At 69.7% G+C, this 15,099-nt stretch carries 16 protein-coding genes; 8 read left to right on the top strand and 8 right to left on the bottom strand.

What is annotated here, in order from left to right:
- Positions 1-73 precede the first annotated feature (73 nt).
- The 6 genes from VGE03_RS04180 (at position 74) to VGE03_RS04155 (ending at position 7,107) form a co-directional block, all read left to right on the top strand.
- A complete protein-coding gene (locus VGE03_RS04180) occupies positions 74-1,324 on the top strand; it encodes a hydrolase (protein WP_331045210.1) in 1,251 nt (416 codons plus the stop codon).
- A gap of 5 nt (positions 1,325-1,329) precedes the next feature.
- A complete protein-coding gene (locus VGE03_RS04175; RefSeq protein ID WP_331045209.1) occupies positions 1,330-2,337 on the top strand; it encodes an arginine N-succinyltransferase in 1,008 nt (335 codons plus the stop codon).
- 187 nt (positions 2,338-2,524) lie between these two features.
- A complete protein-coding gene (gene astD, locus VGE03_RS04170) occupies positions 2,525-3,940 on the top strand; it encodes a succinylglutamate-semialdehyde dehydrogenase (RefSeq protein ID WP_331045208.1) in 1,416 nt (471 codons plus the stop codon).
- Positions 3,940-4,470 carry an endonuclease domain-containing protein gene (locus VGE03_RS04165; RefSeq protein ID WP_331045207.1) on the top strand — a complete coding sequence of 177 codons (531 nt, stop codon included), beginning with the start codon at positions 3,940-3,942 and terminating at the stop codon, positions 4,468-4,470. The genes astD and VGE03_RS04165 overlap by 1 nt, the downstream gene beginning before the upstream one ends.
- Positions 4,467-5,798: an N-succinylarginine dihydrolase gene (gene astB, locus VGE03_RS04160; RefSeq protein WP_331045206.1), complete on the top strand. Its 1,332-nt coding sequence runs from the start codon at positions 4,467-4,469 to the stop codon at positions 5,796-5,798. The genes VGE03_RS04165 and astB overlap by 4 nt, the downstream gene beginning before the upstream one ends.
- 4 nt (positions 5,799-5,802) lie before the next feature.
- Positions 5,803-7,107 (top strand): MFS transporter, encoded by a 1,305-nt coding sequence (locus tag VGE03_RS04155; protein ID WP_331045205.1) that lies wholly within the window; start codon positions 5,803-5,805, stop codon positions 7,105-7,107.
- Here VGE03_RS04155 and phhA read toward each other — a convergent pair whose 3' ends face one another.
- Both phhA and hspQ read right to left on the bottom strand, forming a co-directional pair.
- Positions 7,108-7,983, bottom strand: coding sequence for a phenylalanine 4-monooxygenase (phhA, locus tag VGE03_RS04150; RefSeq protein ID WP_331045204.1), 876 nt, complete (start codon positions 7,981-7,983; stop codon positions 7,108-7,110).
- A 77-nt stretch (positions 7,984-8,060) separates the two neighbouring features.
- A complete protein-coding gene (gene hspQ / locus VGE03_RS04145) occupies positions 8,061-8,375 on the bottom strand; it encodes a heat shock protein HspQ (protein ID WP_331045203.1) in 315 nt (104 codons plus the stop codon).
- Between the two features lie 149 nt (positions 8,376-8,524).
- On the opposite strand from hspQ, the gene VGE03_RS04140 reads away from it, so the two are divergent.
- Both VGE03_RS04140 and VGE03_RS04135 read left to right on the top strand, forming a co-directional pair.
- On the top strand, positions 8,525-9,670 hold the full coding sequence (locus VGE03_RS04140; RefSeq protein ID WP_331045202.1) for a Ppx/GppA phosphatase family protein: 1,146 nt from the start codon (positions 8,525-8,527) through the stop codon (positions 9,668-9,670).
- A 93-nt stretch (positions 9,671-9,763) separates the two neighbouring features.
- Positions 9,764-10,438, top strand: coding sequence for a hypothetical protein (locus tag VGE03_RS04135; protein WP_331045201.1), 675 nt, complete (start codon positions 9,764-9,766; stop codon positions 10,436-10,438).
- Between the two features lie 88 nt (positions 10,439-10,526).
- Here VGE03_RS04135 and VGE03_RS04130 read toward each other — a convergent pair whose 3' ends face one another.
- The 6 genes from VGE03_RS04130 to VGE03_RS04105 form a co-directional block, all read right to left on the bottom strand.
- A complete protein-coding gene (locus VGE03_RS04130; protein ID WP_331045200.1) occupies positions 10,527-11,420 on the bottom strand; it encodes a peptidylprolyl isomerase in 894 nt (297 codons plus the stop codon).
- A gap of 22 nt (positions 11,421-11,442) precedes the next feature.
- Positions 11,443-12,318: a peptidylprolyl isomerase gene (locus tag VGE03_RS04125; RefSeq protein ID WP_331045199.1), complete on the bottom strand. Its 876-nt coding sequence runs from the start codon at positions 12,316-12,318 to the stop codon at positions 11,443-11,445.
- A gap of 1 nt (position 12,319) precedes the next feature.
- Positions 12,320-12,802, bottom strand: coding sequence for a pantetheine-phosphate adenylyltransferase (gene coaD / locus VGE03_RS04120; RefSeq protein WP_331045198.1), 483 nt, complete (start codon positions 12,800-12,802; stop codon positions 12,320-12,322).
- 50 nt (positions 12,803-12,852) lie between these two features.
- On the bottom strand, positions 12,853-13,653 hold the full coding sequence (locus VGE03_RS04115; RefSeq protein WP_331045197.1) for an aminotransferase class IV: 801 nt from the start codon (positions 13,651-13,653) through the stop codon (positions 12,853-12,855).
- Complete coding sequence (locus VGE03_RS04110) at positions 13,650-14,465, bottom strand: hypothetical protein (protein ID WP_331045196.1); 816 nt, start codon at positions 14,463-14,465, stop codon at positions 13,650-13,652. The genes VGE03_RS04115 and VGE03_RS04110 overlap by 4 nt, the downstream gene beginning before the upstream one ends.
- Before the next feature lie 58 nt (positions 14,466-14,523).
- A partial coding sequence (locus tag VGE03_RS04105; RefSeq protein WP_331045195.1) for a DNA gyrase C-terminal beta-propeller domain-containing protein occupies positions 14,524-15,099 on the bottom strand: 576 nt, incomplete at its 5' end.

The following is a 15,099-nucleotide window of genomic DNA, read 5'->3' as shown; positions in this document are numbered from 1 at the left end:
AACCGGTTCCGATAACGAGTCGTAGCCCGGCCTCGCTTCACCTTTGCCGCGCGCCCGGCTAGGTTCGCCGCGCATGCGGATTCTGCCTTCTGAACAGTCCGTGCTCGATCACGTCGCGGCGCGGGAAGCCGCCATCATCGGCCGTGCGGTGGAGTGGGCGAACGTCAACTCCGGCAGCCGCAACGCCGACGGGTTGAGTGCTGTCCTGACCCTGCTGGAGGGTGCCGCGCGCGCCCTGCCCGGCGCCGTCGAGCGCATTCCCACGCGCGGTTCGACCACCGTGGCCGACGACGGCTCGGTGCGTGAGGACGCGCACGCCGACGCCCTGAAGCTCACCTGCCGGCCCGACGCCCCCCTGCAGGTCGTCCTGACCGGCCACTACGACACCGTCTTCCCCGAGACCTCGGGGTTCCAGACCGTCGTCACCCGCGCCGACGGCGCCCTGAACGGCCCCGGGATCGCCGACATGAAGGGCGGCATCTCCGTCCTGCTGGCGGCGCTGGAGGCGTTCGAGACCCATCCGGATCGCGAGCGCGTCGGCTGGACGGTGCTCCTGTCGCCCGACGAGGAAATCGGCTCCCCGGCCTCCGCCCCCCTGCTGGCCGAGCTCGGCGCCCGCGGCCATGTCGGCATGACCTATGAGCCCGCCCTCGCCGACGGCACCCTCGCGGGCGAACGCAAGGGCAGCGGCAACTACCACCTGATCGTCACCGGCAAGGCCGCCCATGCGGGCCGCGCCTTCCATGAGGGCGCCAACGCCGTCGCCGGCGCCGCGATCATCGCCGCCCGCCTGCACGCCCTGAACGGCCAGCGCGAGGGGGTCACCGTCAATGTTGCCAAGATCTCGGGCGGCGGTCCGCTGAACGTCGTCGCCGACAACGCCGTGGTCCGCTTCAACGTCCGCGTCCCGGACGCCCAGGCCTCGGCGTGGATTTCGGAGACGGTGCAGCAGATCGCGACCGAACCGCCCTTCCCAGGCCTGACGCTGGACCTGCACGGCGGCATGACCCGCGCGCCCAAACCCATGGACGCCTCCCAGACCGCCCTGTTCGAGGCGGTGAAGGAAACCGGCGCCCTGCTGGGCCAGACCATCGCCTGGAAGCCCTCCGGCGGCGTCTGCGAAGGCAACAACCTGCACGCCGCGGGCCTGCCCAACATCGACACCCTCGGCGTCCTCGGCGGCGACATCCATTCGGATCAGGAGTTCGCCTGGCCCGCCAGCTTCGTCGAACGGGCGCAACTGTCCGCGCTCATCCTGTGCAAGATCGCCTCGGGCGAGATCGACGCCCTCAAACTGAAGTCCCTGCGTCTGGAGACGATGTAACCCCCATGCTCGTCGTCCGACCCGCCGGCCCCGCCGACCTCGACCATCTGCTTGAACTCGCCATCCTGTCGGGGCCGGGCTTCACCAGCCTGCCCGAGGATCCGGACCAGCTGTCCGAGCGTCTGGACCTCAGCCGCGACAGCTTCGCGGGCCGGATCGAGGCGCACGAGCGCTGGTACACCGTCATGCTCGAGGAGAGCGAAACCGGCGACGTCGACGGCATCGGCTCGGTGAAGGCCTCCGTCGGCCTGAAACGCCCCTTCTTCAGCTTCCGGGTCGTCAGCAACGCCCAGTCCTCGCCCTCGCTCGGCATCAAGCTGGAGCAGAAGACCCTGGTGCTGGTGAACGAGTGCACCGGCTGGACCGAGGTCGGCTCGCTCTTCCTCAAGGCCGACCGGCGCAAGGGTGGCGCGGGCCGCCTGCTCAGCCAGTCGCGCTACATGCTGATCGGCGCCGAGCCCGAGCTGTTCAACGAGAACGTCCTGGCCGAGCTGCGCGGGGTCTTCACCCCCGACGGCGCCTGTCCCTTCTGGGACCACGTCGCCCACAAATTCTTCCCGATGGAGTTCGACGAGGCCGACCGCCTGACCGGCGCCACGGACAAGCAGTTCATCCTCGACCTGGCCCCGCGCCATCCGATCTATGTCGAGCTCCTGCCCGAGCCCGCCCGCGCGGTGATCGGCAAGGTCCATCCGCAGGGCGTGCCCGCCATGGCCCTGCTGGAGAGCGAGGGCTTCCGGCCCAACGGCCTCATCGACATCTTCGACGCCGGGCCGACCGTCTCGTGCCAGCGGGACAACATCCGCACCGTCCGCGACGCCCGCGCCCTGACCGTCGCTATCACCGACGAGGTCGAGGCCGAACTGCCCGCCCTGATCTCGACCGCCAGCGTCGGCGCCTTCCGCGCCGTGCGCCAGCGCACCCATATCGAGGGCGACACCGCCACCCTGACCCGCGAAACCGCCGACGCGCTGAAGGTCAAGGCGGGAGATATCGTGCGGGTGAAGACGTGAGAAACATCCATCACATCCTTCCCCCCTTGCAGGGGAAGGTGGCTCGCGGAGCGAGACGGATGGGGGGTGAAACATCGCCCTGTCCCGGCGCCGCTCGCCCTGACCGTTCTGCCCGCCGTCCAAGCCCCCCCATCCGACCGGCTCCGCCGGCCACCTTCCCCCGCGAGGGGGGAAGGAGAGTGTTTGCATGACCCATTTCGCCTCCATCGATCCCGCCACCGGCGACACCGTCTGGGAAGGGCCCGCCGCCTCCGCGACCGAAGTCCAGGCCGCGACCGACCGCGCCCGCGCCGCCTTCCCCGACTGGGCCGACCGCCCGCGTCAGGACCGTATCGACGCGGTGAAGCGCTATCAGGCCGTGCTCAAGGAGCGCGCGCCCCAGATCGCCGAGGCCATCAGCCGCGAAACCGGCAAGGCCCTGTGGGAGACCCAGACCGAACTCACCGCCATGCAGGGCAAGGTCGACATCTCGATCCGCGCCTATGACGAGCGCACGGGCGAACGCACCGCCGCCACCGCCTTCGGCTCGGCCACCCTGCGCCACCGCCCGCACGGCGTCGCCGCCGTGCTCGGACCGTTCAACTTCCCCGGCCACCTGCCCAACGGCCACATCGTCCCGGCCCTGCTGGCGGGCGACACCGTGGTCTTCAAGCCGTCCGAGGAAACGCCCCTCACCGGCCAGCTGATGGCCGAGGCCTTCGCCGCCGCCGACCTGCCCGAGGGCGTGGTCAATGTGGTGCAGGGCGGGCGCGACACCGGCGCGGCCCTGCTGGACAGCGGCATCGACGCCCTGATGTTCACCGGCTCGGGCGCGGCGGGCGCCCACTTCCGGCGCAAATTCGCCGACGATCCCCACGTCATCCTCGCGCTGGAGCTGGGCGGCAACAATCCGCTGGTGGTCTGGGACGCCGCGGACGCGCAGGCCGTCGCGGGCATCGCGGTCCAGTCCGCCTTCATCACCACCGGCCAGCGCTGCTCCTGCGCCCGTCGCCTGATCATGCCGGAAGGGCCGCAGGGCGACGCCATCGTCGAGGCCATCGCCGCCCTCAGCGACCGCCTGGTCTTCGCTCCCTGGAACAGCCCGACCGAGCCCTACGCCGGGCCGCTGATCTCCGAGAAGGCCGCCGCCGCCGCCCTCGCCGCGCTCCAGCAGCGCATCGACGCGGGCGCCAAGGTCATCCGCGCCTCGGGTCCCGTCGGCAACCTGCCGGGCGCCTTCGTGAAGCCCGCCATCATCGACGTCACCAGGGTCAGCGTCCCCGACGAGGAGATGTTCGCCCCCTTCCTGTCGGTGACCCGCGTCAGCTCGTTCGAGGCGGCCATCGCCGAGGCCAACGCCACCCGCTACGGCCTCAGCGCCGGTCTGGTCTCGGACGATCCGGCCCACTGGCAGACCTTCATCCGCCGCATCCGCGCGGGCGTGGTCAACTTCAACCGCCCGACCACCGGCGCGGCGGGCGACATGCCCTTCGGCGGCCTCGGCGCCAGTGGCAACCACCGCCCGTCGGCGTACTATGCGGCCGACTACTGCGCCTATCCGGTGGCCAGCTTCGAGGCCGAGGCGGTGAAGAACATCGAGAGCGAGATCAAGGGGTTGAGCTGATGGAGTTTGATCGCTTCTCAAAGCCGGAGCGGATCAAGGCAGGCGGGCGTGAGCGCGCTCGTCGAATGCGCGCCGACCCGACCTGGACGGAAGCCAAACTTTGGGAACGTCTGCGGCTGCTGCCGATCCGCGTCCGACGCCAAGCTCCGATCGGACCCTATGTGGTCGATTTCGCCTGCCTACGGGCCAAACTGGTCATTGAGGTCGATGGCGGCGTGCACAACCTGACCGATGTTGCTCTTCGTGACCTCGAACGAGACGACTGGCTGAACGGTCAGGGCTACCGTGTGCTGAGGATCGACAGCCGCCGCATCCCGGATGACCTCGACGCCGTCGTCGCCGAGATTGTCCTGGCGATCCGCCAAACCTCTCCCCTTCCCCTCGAGGGGGAAGGGGCCGGGGGATGGGGTGCGCGCTCGATGCATGACGGGCTGGCGCAAAAGGCGGGATCGAGCCCTTCGCGCCACACCGGCCAGCGGCCTGCCTCCACCCCTCCCAACCCTCCCCCTCGAGGGGAGGGCTTTTCATGAAAGCCCTCGAAGCCAACGCCGACGGCCTGATCGGCCCGACCCATTCCTATGCCGGCCTCTCCCCCGGCAATCTCGCCTCCAGCCTGAACGAGGGCCAGGCGTCCAATCCGCGCGCCGCCGTCCTGCAGGGTCTCGACAAGATGGAGCGGCTGGCCGACCTCGGCCTGCCTCAGTTCGTCCTGCCGCCGCATGAGCGGCCCAACCTGCCCTTCCTGCGCAGCCTCGGCTTCTCCGGCACCGACGCCCGGGTGCTCGAGCGCGCCTGGAAGGATGCCCCGACCTTCGCCGCCGCCGCCTGTTCGGCCTCGCCCATGTGGGCCGCAAACGCCGCGACCGTGACGCCCTCCGCCGACAGCGCCGACGGCCGGGTCCACTTCACCCCCGCCAACCTCGTCACCAACCTGCACCGCTCGCTGGAGCATGGTCAGACGAAACTGGCGCTCGACGCCCTCTTCCCCGATCCCGAGCAGTTCGCGGTCCACGACGCCCTGCCGTCGGTCGCCCATCTGGCCGACGAGGGCGCCGCCAACCACGTCCGCCTGTGCGCCGATCACGGCTCCGAGGGCGTCAACCTGCTGGTCTGGGGTCGTGAAGCGTGGGAGCCGTGGACCGGTCCCTTCCCCGCCCGCCAGACCCGCGAGGCCTCCGAGGCCCTCGCCCGCCGCCATGGAGCCTCCGGCGCTGTCCTCGCCCGCCAGTCGAAGGCCGCCATCGCCGGCGGGACCTTCCACAATGACGTGGTCTGCGTCGGCGCGCTGGACACCCTCTTCCACCACCAGCTGGCCTTCGAGGACACCGCCGCCACCCACGCAGCCATCCGCGCGGCGGCCAAAGGGTTCGACCCCATCTTCGTCGAGGTCTCCGAGGCCGACCTGCCGCTGGCCGACGCCATCACCAGCTACCTGTTCAACTCCATGCTGGTGCAGATCCCGGGCGAGGGCCGCCTGACCCTGATCTGTCCGACCGAGACCCGCGACAACGCCCGCGCCCATGCGGTGGCCGAGTCCGTCGCCTCGTCCAACGGCCCCATCGGCCGGGTCGAGTACGTCGATGTGCGCCAGTCCATGCGCAACGGCGGCGGCCCCGCCTGCCTCCGTCTGCGGGTGGTGCTGAACGAGGCCGAGCTGGCGGCGACCAATCCCAACATGCGCCTGACCGACGAACTGCACGGCGCGCTCAGCGTCTGGGGCGCCACCTGGTATCGCGACGAGCTCAAGGTCGCCGACCTCGCCGACCCGGCCCTGCTCGACGAAAGCCGGGGCGCGCTGGACGAGCTGACCGCCATCCTCGGCCTCGGCTCCGGCTTCTATCCGTTCCAGAGGGACTGACCGCATGACCGCCACGCCCCCGACCGAGACGATGTCCCCCGCCCGCCGCCTGCGGAACATCATCGGCGGCTCGGCGGGCAATCTGGTCGAGTGGTTCGACTGGTACGCCTATGCGGCCTTCACCCTCTATTTCGCGCCGGTCTTCTTCCCCAAGGGCGACGCGACGGCCCAGCTGCTCAGCAGCGCCGCCATCTTCGCCGTCGGCTTCCTGATGCGCCCCGTCGGCGCCTGGATCATGGGGATCTACGCCGACCGCAAGGGCCGCAAGGCGGGCCTGACCCTGTCGGTCACCCTGATGTGCAGCGGCAGCCTGATCATCGCCTGCACGCCCGGCTACGCCACCATCGGCGTCGCCGCCCCGGCCCTGCTGCTGCTCGCCCGCCTGATGCAGGGCCTCAGCGTCGGCGGCGAGTACGGCTCCTCGGCCACCTACCTGTCGGAAATGGCCGCGAAGAACCATCGCGGCTTCTGGTCCAGCTTCCAGTACGTGACCCTGATTTCCGGCCAGCTTCTGGCCCTGCTGCTGCTGATCGTGCTGCAGAACACCCTCAGCGAGGGCGACCTCGCCTCATGGGGCTGGCGCATCCCCTTCTTCGTCGGCGCGGCTCTGGCGGTGATCGTCTTCTGGCTGCGTCGTCGCCTCGACGAGACCCGCGCCTTCATCGCCTCCGATGCGAAGGAAGCCCCGAAATCCAGCGCCCTGCAGCTGATCCTGAAACACCCCAAGGAGGCCCTGCTGGTCATGGGCCTGACCGCCGGCGGCACCCTGGCCTTCTACACCTACACGACCTACCTGCAGAAATTCCTGGTCAACACCACCGGCTTCACCAAGGACGCCGCCACCGAGATCAGCGCCGCGGCCCTGTTCGTCTTCATGTGCCTGCAACCCGCCGTCGGCGCCCTGTCGGACCGCATCGGGCGCAAGCCGGTGATGGTCGCCTTCGGGGTTCTGGGGGTGCTGTTCACCGTGCCCCTGATGACGGCGCTGGCCCATGTCGACAGCCCGTTCGTCGCCTTCCTGCTGGCGCTGGCGGCGCTGGTGATCGTCAGCGGCTATACGGCCATCAACGCCGTGGTGAAGGCCGAGCTCTTCCCCGCCCACATCCGCGCCCTGGGCGTCGCCCTGCCCTACGCCATCGCCAACGCTGCCTTCGGCGGCACGGCCGAATATGTCGCCCTGTGGCTCAAGGGCGCCGGGATCGAGAGCGTCTACTTCTGGTACGTCACCGGCATGATCGGCGTGTCGCTGCTGGTTTACCTCTTCATGCGCGACACCAAGCACAAGAGCCTGATCTCGCACGAGGATTGATCAGGCCGCGAACCGCCCGCCCTTGGTCGCATAGGCCTGCGTGCCTTCGGTGAATACCTCGTCGGTCGGCAGGATCGTCTCGATAGCGATGGTCTCCGCCCCCTGCAGCCGCTCATAGATCGGGCCGAAGTCCTTCAGGGTCTCGCCCTTCAGCGCCTCGATCGAGTCGATCACGAAATAGACCTGCTGGAAGTCGTCGATCCGGTAGAGGGTCTTCATCACCCGCTCCAGATCAAAGCCCAGACGGTTCGGCGACGGGTCCTCGACCGCGAACACGCTCTCGGTCGCCGACGACACGATCCCCGCGCCGTAGATGCGCAGCTGGTCCGCCTCCTTCATCAGGCCGAACTCGACCGTGTACCAGTACAGCCGCGCCAGATTGGGCAGCATGCCCAGCGACGCCGCCCGCTGCCCGCCCTTGCCGTAGGCCTCCATATAGGCGGCGAAGTCCGGGTCGGTCAGCATCGGCACATGGCCGAAGACGTCGTGGAAGATGTCCGGCTCCTGCAGGTAGTCCAGCTGGTCCGGCTTGCGGATGAACTGGCCCGAGGGGAAGCGGCGGTTGGCCAGATGGTCGAAGAACACCTCGTCCGGCACCAGACCCGGCACGCACACCACCGTCCAGCCGGTCAGGGCCTGCAGCTTGGGGTTCATCAGCGAGAAGTCCGGGATGCCGCCCGTGTTCAGGTCCAGCGCCTCCAGCCCCTTGAAGAAGACGTCGGCGGCGCGGCCGGGCAGGATCTTCATCTGCCGGGCGTACAGGGTGTCCCAGGTCTTGTGCTCGGTCTCGGTATAGGCGCGCCAGTTCTGCGGGATCGTCCAGTCCTCGGCGGCCCCTTCGGGCGGCTTGTCGAAGACGTGTTCGAAGTCGGACATGACGGCGCTCCTGTACTCGGGCTCTGGCGGCCCCTTGCGGCCAATCTAGAGGCCGCGCGGCGGCCGCGCCAGCGGACTCAGTGGATCGCCTGCTCGCGCGGGGCGTGGTGGCCTCCGGCGTCGGTCGTGAAATAGCGCCGCTCGGCGTCCCGCGTCAGGCTGGACAGCTCCGGGTCGTGCTCCAGCGAATCCTCCGGCGCATAGGCCATGAAGCCGCCGTCCGTCCCCAGCGCCAGCACCTGATAGAAGGGCTGGTCCGGCGAGATCGGGCCCGTCGCGCCGGGCTGGCCGGCGAACACCGGGTCGACGTCTATCACCACGCCGCGGAAACCCGCGTCGCGGTGGCGAACGATCTGGCCGAGGCCGAAACGGGCTGAGACAGGTCTGGTCATGCCATACGGGGTACGCCCCCGAACCTGAGCCGGATCACCGCCCTTCCGTTCATTTTCGCGACAGACACGCTTGGCGCGGATCAACTCCACGGTCTAGGCTGTCGGGGACGGGCGCCGTTCCGGACCGCCCACCTTGAAAGATTCGGCCCATGCCGGAGACCGACGGCGCGTCCTCGCGCCCCCGGTCCCAGCCCCGGCGGCCCGACGGAAAGCGCGCCCGCGGCGGCGCCGCCGTCGCGGCGGGGGTGTCAGGTCGCGAAGCGCCCCTCTACGGCGCGCTCGACCTGGGGACCAACAACTGCCGTCTGCTCATCGCCCGACCGGCGAAGGACGGCTTTCGCGTCGTGGATTCCTTCAGCCGCATCGTTCGGCTGGGCGAAGGCCTGTCCCGGACCGGGCGGCTGGACGACGCGGCCATGGAGCGCGCCTACGACGCCCTGATGCAGTGCGCCGAGCGGGTCGCGCGACGCGGGGTCGATCCCTCCCGCCTGATGGCCGTGGCCACCCAGGCCTGCCGCCAGGCCGAGAACGGGCCCGCCTTCATCGAACGCGTCCGTCAGGGCGCCGGGCTGAAGCTGCGCATCATCGACCCGGTCGAGGAGGCCCGGCTGGCTGTCGAGGGCTGCCTGAACCTGTTTGATCCCGGGGCCGAGGCCATCCTGGTCGTGGACGTCGGCGGCGGCTCGACCGAACTGAACTGGCTGCGTCGCAACGGGACCGGGTTCCAGCTCGAGGGCTGGATTTCCGCGCCCATCGGCGTCGTCACCCTGGCCGAGCGCCATCCCGAGCCGGTCGGCGGCGACCTGACGCCCTGGTACGAGGCCATGGTGGCCGACATGGGCGCGGCCATCGCCGACACCCCGGTCGATCCCGCCCTGCGCGACCTCTTCACCGGCGGCCGGGCCCATATGGTCGGGACCTCGGGCGCCATCACCAGCCTGGCGGGGATCCACCTCGGCCTGCGCCGCTACCAGCGCAATCTGGTCGACGGACTGTGGATGACCCGCACCGACTGCGAACGCGCGGCCGACCGGCTCAAGGCCCTGGGGCCCGCGGGACGGGCGGCGGAAAGCTGCATCGGGCCGGACCGCGCGGACCTCGTCCTCGCCGGCGCCGCCATCATGGAGGCGGTCCAGCGGGCCTGGCCGTCAGAGCGGGTGCGCGTCGCCGACCGCGGCCTGCGCGAGGGCCTGCTGCTGGAACGCATGCGCGAGGACCGCAGGCCGTCCCGGAAACGCCGTCGGCGCCGGCGCGGCGGCGGCGGTAACGGCGGGGCTCAGCCCACAACCTCGTGAACCAACCAATGTCTGCTACGGGTGGGAAGGCGACGTTGACGTCATGACGTTTTGCCGGACTTAATCCCTCTTGGCAAAGCTATGGTTGCACAGATGAATGCCAAGCCCCACCCAGCAGCGCACTGGCCGCTCGCCCTATTGCTTTTGCTTTCGAGCGCAGGCGGCGCTTCTGCAATGGACTGCCTGCAAAGCGCACCCAGTGGCGTCGCAACAGTCACCGGAACCGGGCGAGCCTACTTCCATGGTGACGCGACCGTATGTCCCAACCAGCAAGCGTATTGCCTCAACCGCGCATACGTAATCGCGGCGGATCGCGTGCTCACTAGCGGCGGTTCGCAAGACGGTTTCACATGCGTGTTTTTCCCGGGCAAGAACACCACCACTACGGGCTGGATTGAGACCAGACGGCTCAGGCCTGAACCGGTAAACCCTAGCCCGCCGTCTTCGGAATGGGTGGGCGCCTGGAACAGCGAAGGCGTCATGCGGATCGAGGTCAGCCGCGACCAAGGTGGTCTGCGGGCTGCAGGCCTGGCTGACTGGGACAGCAGCGACGGGTTTGACGATCGAGGAACAGTGGCCCTTCCCGGCCGAAACCATCATGCTGAATTTTCCGGGCCATTGAATATGATCGGTGATCAAGCTCGGCTCAACGACGGAGCGTGCGCTGTTGAACTTACCCTGCTGGGCGATTTTCTGATCGTTGAGGACGACAACTCGTGTGGTGACGGCAACACGTCCTTTAGAGGCATTTACCGCCGTATGCCGTAGGTCCTCGCTGGCGGACCTCCGCAAGCGGACGCTCCCAACTTCGCCTTTGGGGCGAACTCGGACGTCTGATCGCCGCCCCTTGCCTACGCTACCCCGTCACCTGAACCGGCAGGGTCACGTCGCAGATCGAGAAGTCGGCGCCGCGCGCGGCCCGGGCCTCGCCGATGATGCTCATGAACCGCTCGGACGTCGGCGACAGCACCTGCACCACCGGGCGCTCGGCCTCGGGGATGTCGCTGGCCACGCGCACGCGGGTCATCCGGTCCGGCTGGGCGGCGGCCATCATGCCGTTCTCGCCGTCGCCGACCTGCAGCGCCCGGACCACGTCCAGCCCCGCCACCGTCACGCCCCAGATGCTGTAGCGCTTGTCCAGCGCCGGATAGGCCTGACGCATGATGAAGAACTGGCTGTTGGCGGTGTCATTGCCCTCGTCGCGGGCCATGCCGGCCACGCCCGGGCAGTAGAGGCCCCAGCCGTGCACCTTGCCGTCGCCGGTCTGGGCGAAGGCGACGTCGGGCTGGGTCTGGATCGGCAGCGAGCCCAGGAAGCCCACGCGCGCGCCCTGCGGCTCGGCCACCGGGACGAACGGCATCGACGGGTCGCGGCGGAAGGTGAACTCGGCCTTCAGGTCCGGCCAGGCGCTCTGCCCGTCGCCGGTGCCCAACGGATCGCCGGTCTGGGCCATGAACCAGTCGATGACCCGGTGCCAGGTCAGATTGTCGAAGAAGCCGTTGCGGGCCAGCAGGCGCATCCGCTCCACATGCAGCGGCGCGATCTGCGGCGTCAGCTCGACGATGATCCGCCCCTTGGTGGTGTCGATCACCAGCAGGTTCTCGGGCGGCACCATGCGCCAGTCGGTCGAGGCGATGGTGGTCTGCGGCGTCGGCGGCGGCGGCGGCGGGGGCGGGCCGCCGACCTCCTGCGCCGTCACCGGGCCGGTCATCAGGGCCGCCGCGGCGGCCAGGGCGAACGTCAGTCTCATCATCCCCTCCCCGTTTACGGCGTCAGCCGCCGGTGACCTCGGCCGTCGGCTGGATTTCGCAGACATTGAACCGGGCCCCCAGACGGGTCCGGGTCGCGGTCAGCAGGTCCGTGAAGGCGGGGCTGCTCGTGACCATCACCCGCGCCGCCGGGCGCTCGCCTTCCGGCAGGGCCGAGGCGGTGCGCACGCGCGTCATCACGTCCGGATTGACCACCCGGCCACCCTGGGCCCGGTCGCCGGCCTTCAGCGCCTTGACCGCGTCCAGTCCCGACAGCACGCGCCCGAACGGGGTGTAGACGCCGTTGAGCGATTCATTAGCCGCCGTCATCACATAGAACTGGCTGTTGGCGCTGTTCGGGTCGTTCGCCCGCGCCATGCCCAGCACGCCCGGGCAGAACAGGGCGATGGCGTCGACCTTGAAGTCCGCCGTGACCATCATCTGCGCGTCCGGCTGGGTCTCCACGGCCATCGAGCCGATCACGCCCAGCTGGCTGGCGCCGGTGGCGCCCGGGCCGGTGCTGACGAAGGCGTCGGCGCGGCCGCGGCGGAAGCTGAACTCACCCTGCAGGTCCGGCAGGTCGCTGCCGCCCTCGCCGGTGCCCTGCGGATCGCCGCCCTGGGCCATGAAGCCCTCGATCACCCGGTGCCAGGTCAGGCCGTCATAGAAGCCGCGGTTGGCCAGGGTGCGCACGCGCTCCACCGACTGCGGGGCCAGACGCGGGTCCAGCTCGGCCACGATCCGCCCCTTGGGCGTGTCGATGACCAGAAGGTTCTCCGGGGCGATGGTCCGCCATTGGGTCGCCGCCGCGGCGGGGGCCGTCTGCGACAGGGCCGCCGGCGCGACGCCGGTCAGGAGGGCGGCGGCCACGGCGGCCGCGATGGTGGTCTTGAAGCGCATTCTATCCCTTGACCCTGGCCAGCACCGCGGCCGCGACGGCCGGGCTGACGAAGCTTCCGATGTTCCCGTCCAGACGGGCGATTTCCTTGACCAGCCGCGAGGCGATCGCCTGATGGCGCGGATCGGCCATCAGGAAGACGGTCTCGATGTCCGCATTGAGGCGCTGGTTCATCGCCGTCATCTGGAACTCATACTCGAAGTCGGCGACGGCGCGCAGGCCCCGCACGATCACCCCGGCCTTCAGTTCCTCGGCGAAATGCATCAGCAGGCTGGAGAACGGCCGCACCTCGACCCTGTCGCCGAACTTTTCGACCTCGGCCCGCACCATCTCGACGCGCTCGGCGGTCGTGAACAGCGGGCCCTTCTCATCGTTCTGGGCCACGCCGATGACCAGCCGGTCGACCAGCTTCACGGCCCGGCCGATGATGTCCATGTGTCCGTTGGTGATCGGATCGAAGGTGCCCGGATACAGGCCAATGCGCATCGAAGTCCTCCCCGACTTTTCATCGGTTTAGCAGGTGCGAAACGAGCGGCCTAGATCGCCTGCGGCGCGTTCGTCGCCCAGGCCGCCTGCAGCCGGTCGATCAGCCCCGGATCGATGTCCAGCGACCGGCCGTCGATGTTTCCTACCGGACAGGCCGGGGTCGCGCTGTTGCAGATGAAAGCCTGCCGGAACCCCGCCAGCGCAGCCCGGTCGATGACCCGCGTCTCGCTGTCCAGCCCGACCAGATCCAGCCCGTTCTCCAGCAGCCTCTGCCCCACGCCGCGCAGCATCGGCGCGCGCGGCCAGATGACGCGGCCGGCCTCGACGAAGCCGATGTTCCAGATCGTGCCTTCCGACACGACCCCGTCCGGCCCGACGAACAGGGCGTCGTCGAACTCCGCAGCCTTCGCCGCCCGCCGAGCCCGCGTCAGGCCGAAGGTGGCGTTGTGCTTCAGCTCCGGCGCCTCGCGCGCATAGTCCTGCGTCTGCAGCCGCAGCGGATCGCACAGCGGATTCGCCGGCGCCGAGACCACGGTCAGCACGCTCGGCTCGCCCATCGCGTCCGGCGTCCGGTGGGTGATGGTCTCCAGAAACAACTGCACCCGCAGGCTGTGCCGCCCCTCCAGCCCGGCCAGCGCCGTTCGCATCCGCTCGCGCAGCCGCGCCTCGGGCACGGCCCGGCCGAACAGGGCCAGCGCCTCCTGCTGCAGCCGGTCCAGATGCAGGTCCAGCCCCCGCACCGCCCCGTCCTCGACCTGCATCGAGGTGAAGGCGCCGTAGTTCGACAGGATCACCGGCGCCAGCGCCTCAGCGGTCGCCGGCTCGCCGTCGATGTGCAGGATCGGGGTCAAGAGTCAGACCACCGCGCGTCCGGCTCGACCGGGCTGTCGGCCTCCGGCTTCCGCTTCGGCGGCTTCGGCCGCCACTTGCCCAGCGCCCAGAAGAAGATGGCGGGCAAAGGCAGCGCCACGGAGATCAGCCACGGATCGGCCGCCCCGGGCCCCTTCATGAACCCGGCGCCCAGCAGGGCGATATAGATCGGCTGCGCGGCCAGGGCGCCGGTCGTCCAGTTGATCATGACCTTTCCGAACCCGAACAGGCTGCCGATCATCCACAGCCAGCGGCGACGGAAACCGGCCACGATCGCCGTGACCAGACAGACGAGGAACGACAGCGCCGCCCCGCCCAGCACCGCATAGTGGGCCGGCGTCCTGCCGCTCAGGCTGAACCGGCTCGCCTCGGTCGCCGCCGCCTCCTGCTGCGCCATCGCCGCCGTCACCGGGGTCGCATACAGGCCGTCGACCAGCCAGCGCCCCGTCTCGTCCCGGGCCATCAGCACGTCGAACTGCACCCTCCCCTCGGGGTGGGTATACAGCCGCACGATCCGGTAAGCGGCGTGACCGTTCGTCGTCTGGCTGGCCCACTGGACCGTCTCCACCGCCGTCGGCTCGCTGGCGTGCACGAAGGCCTGCAGCTGCTCCATCGGACCGGTCAGGTCCTGCCTGGCCAGCGCCGGCGTCGCCGTGGCCTTCAGCCCCGTGACGTCCTTGCGGCGCACCTGTTCATAGGTGCGGTCGGCCTGCGCCTCACGCTGGGGATCGACCTTCGGCAGGGTGCATCCGGCCAGCACAAGGGCCAGCAGGATCATCAGAACGCGCGCCATCGGTCACCTCCCCCGGGAAACGGAGGCCAGCATGCAACGGGGCCGAAGCCCCGCGCAATCAGCTTTCGCCGCCCTCGACCGCGCCGCCGTCCTCGCCGGAGGCGTCCGTCTCGTCGCCGCCGCCGCTGTCGGGCAGGCGCTCGACCGAGACCACCTTCTCGTCCTTGCCGGTCTTGAAGATGGTGACGCCCTGGCTGGAGCGGCTGACGATGCGGACCTGATCCATCGGGGTGCGGATCATCTGCCCGCCCGAGGTGACCATCAGCAGGTCGTCCGATTCCTCGACCGGGAAGGCCGCGGCCAGACGCGTGCCCGCGCGACCGCCCAGGCCGTGCGCCGTCAGCCCCTGCCCGCCGCGACCCGTGCGGCGATACTCATAGGCCGACGAGCGCTTGCCGAAGCCCGTCTCAGTCACCGTCAGGATGAACTGCTCGGCGGCGCCCAGCTCGGCGATCCGCTCGACCGACAGGACGGCGTCAGCGACGTCATCCTCGGCCTCGGCCGGGGCCGCGTCCTCTTCCGCATCCGCGCCCGCCAGCGCCTTGCGCATGGCGTTGGCGTGCTTGACGTAGGCGGCGCGCTCTTCCGGCGTGGCGTCCACGCGGCCCAGCACGGCCATCGAGATGACCTCGTC

It is taken from the genome of Brevundimonas sp., from assembly GCF_036400995.1.
Taxonomy (GTDB): Bacteria; Pseudomonadota; Alphaproteobacteria; order Caulobacterales; family Caulobacteraceae; genus Brevundimonas.
The sequence above is the reverse complement of the archived record's forward strand: the minus strand, read 5'-3'. Positions and strand labels throughout refer to the sequence as shown.

Bases quoted from the DNA above. Each gene is read 5' to 3' on its own strand.
- VGE03_RS04180 (WP_331045210.1), top strand. From the start codon at position 74: ATGCGGATTCTGCCTTCTGAACAGTCCGTGCTCGATCACGTCGCGGCG.
- VGE03_RS04175 (WP_331045209.1), top strand. From the start codon at position 1,330: ATGCTCGTCGTCCGACCCGCCGGCCCCGCCGACCTCGACCATCTGCTT.
- astD (WP_331045208.1), top strand. From the start codon at position 2,525: ATGACCCATTTCGCCTCCATCGATCCCGCCACCGGCGACACCGTCTGG.
- VGE03_RS04165 (WP_331045207.1), top strand. From the start codon at position 3,940: ATGGAGTTTGATCGCTTCTCAAAGCCGGAGCGGATCAAGGCAGGCGGG.
- astB (WP_331045206.1), top strand. From the start codon at position 4,467: ATGAAAGCCCTCGAAGCCAACGCCGACGGCCTGATCGGCCCGACCCAT.
- VGE03_RS04155 (WP_331045205.1), top strand. From the start codon at position 5,803: ATGACCGCCACGCCCCCGACCGAGACGATGTCCCCCGCCCGCCGCCTG.
- phhA (WP_331045204.1), bottom strand. From the start codon at position 7,983: ATGTCCGACTTCGAACACGTCTTCGACAAGCCGCCCGAAGGGGCCGCC.
- hspQ (WP_331045203.1), bottom strand. From the start codon at position 8,375: ATGACCAGACCTGTCTCAGCCCGTTTCGGCCTCGGCCAGATCGTTCGC.
- VGE03_RS04140 (WP_331045202.1), top strand. From the start codon at position 8,525: ATGCCGGAGACCGACGGCGCGTCCTCGCGCCCCCGGTCCCAGCCCCGG.
- VGE03_RS04135 (WP_331045201.1), top strand. From the start codon at position 9,764: ATGAATGCCAAGCCCCACCCAGCAGCGCACTGGCCGCTCGCCCTATTG.
- VGE03_RS04130 (WP_331045200.1), bottom strand. From the start codon at position 11,420: ATGAGACTGACGTTCGCCCTGGCCGCCGCGGCGGCCCTGATGACCGGC.
- VGE03_RS04125 (WP_331045199.1), bottom strand. From the start codon at position 12,318: ATGCGCTTCAAGACCACCATCGCGGCCGCCGTGGCCGCCGCCCTCCTG.
- coaD (WP_331045198.1), bottom strand. From the start codon at position 12,802: ATGCGCATTGGCCTGTATCCGGGCACCTTCGATCCGATCACCAACGGA.
- VGE03_RS04110 (WP_331045196.1), bottom strand. From the start codon at position 14,465: ATGGCGCGCGTTCTGATGATCCTGCTGGCCCTTGTGCTGGCCGGATGC.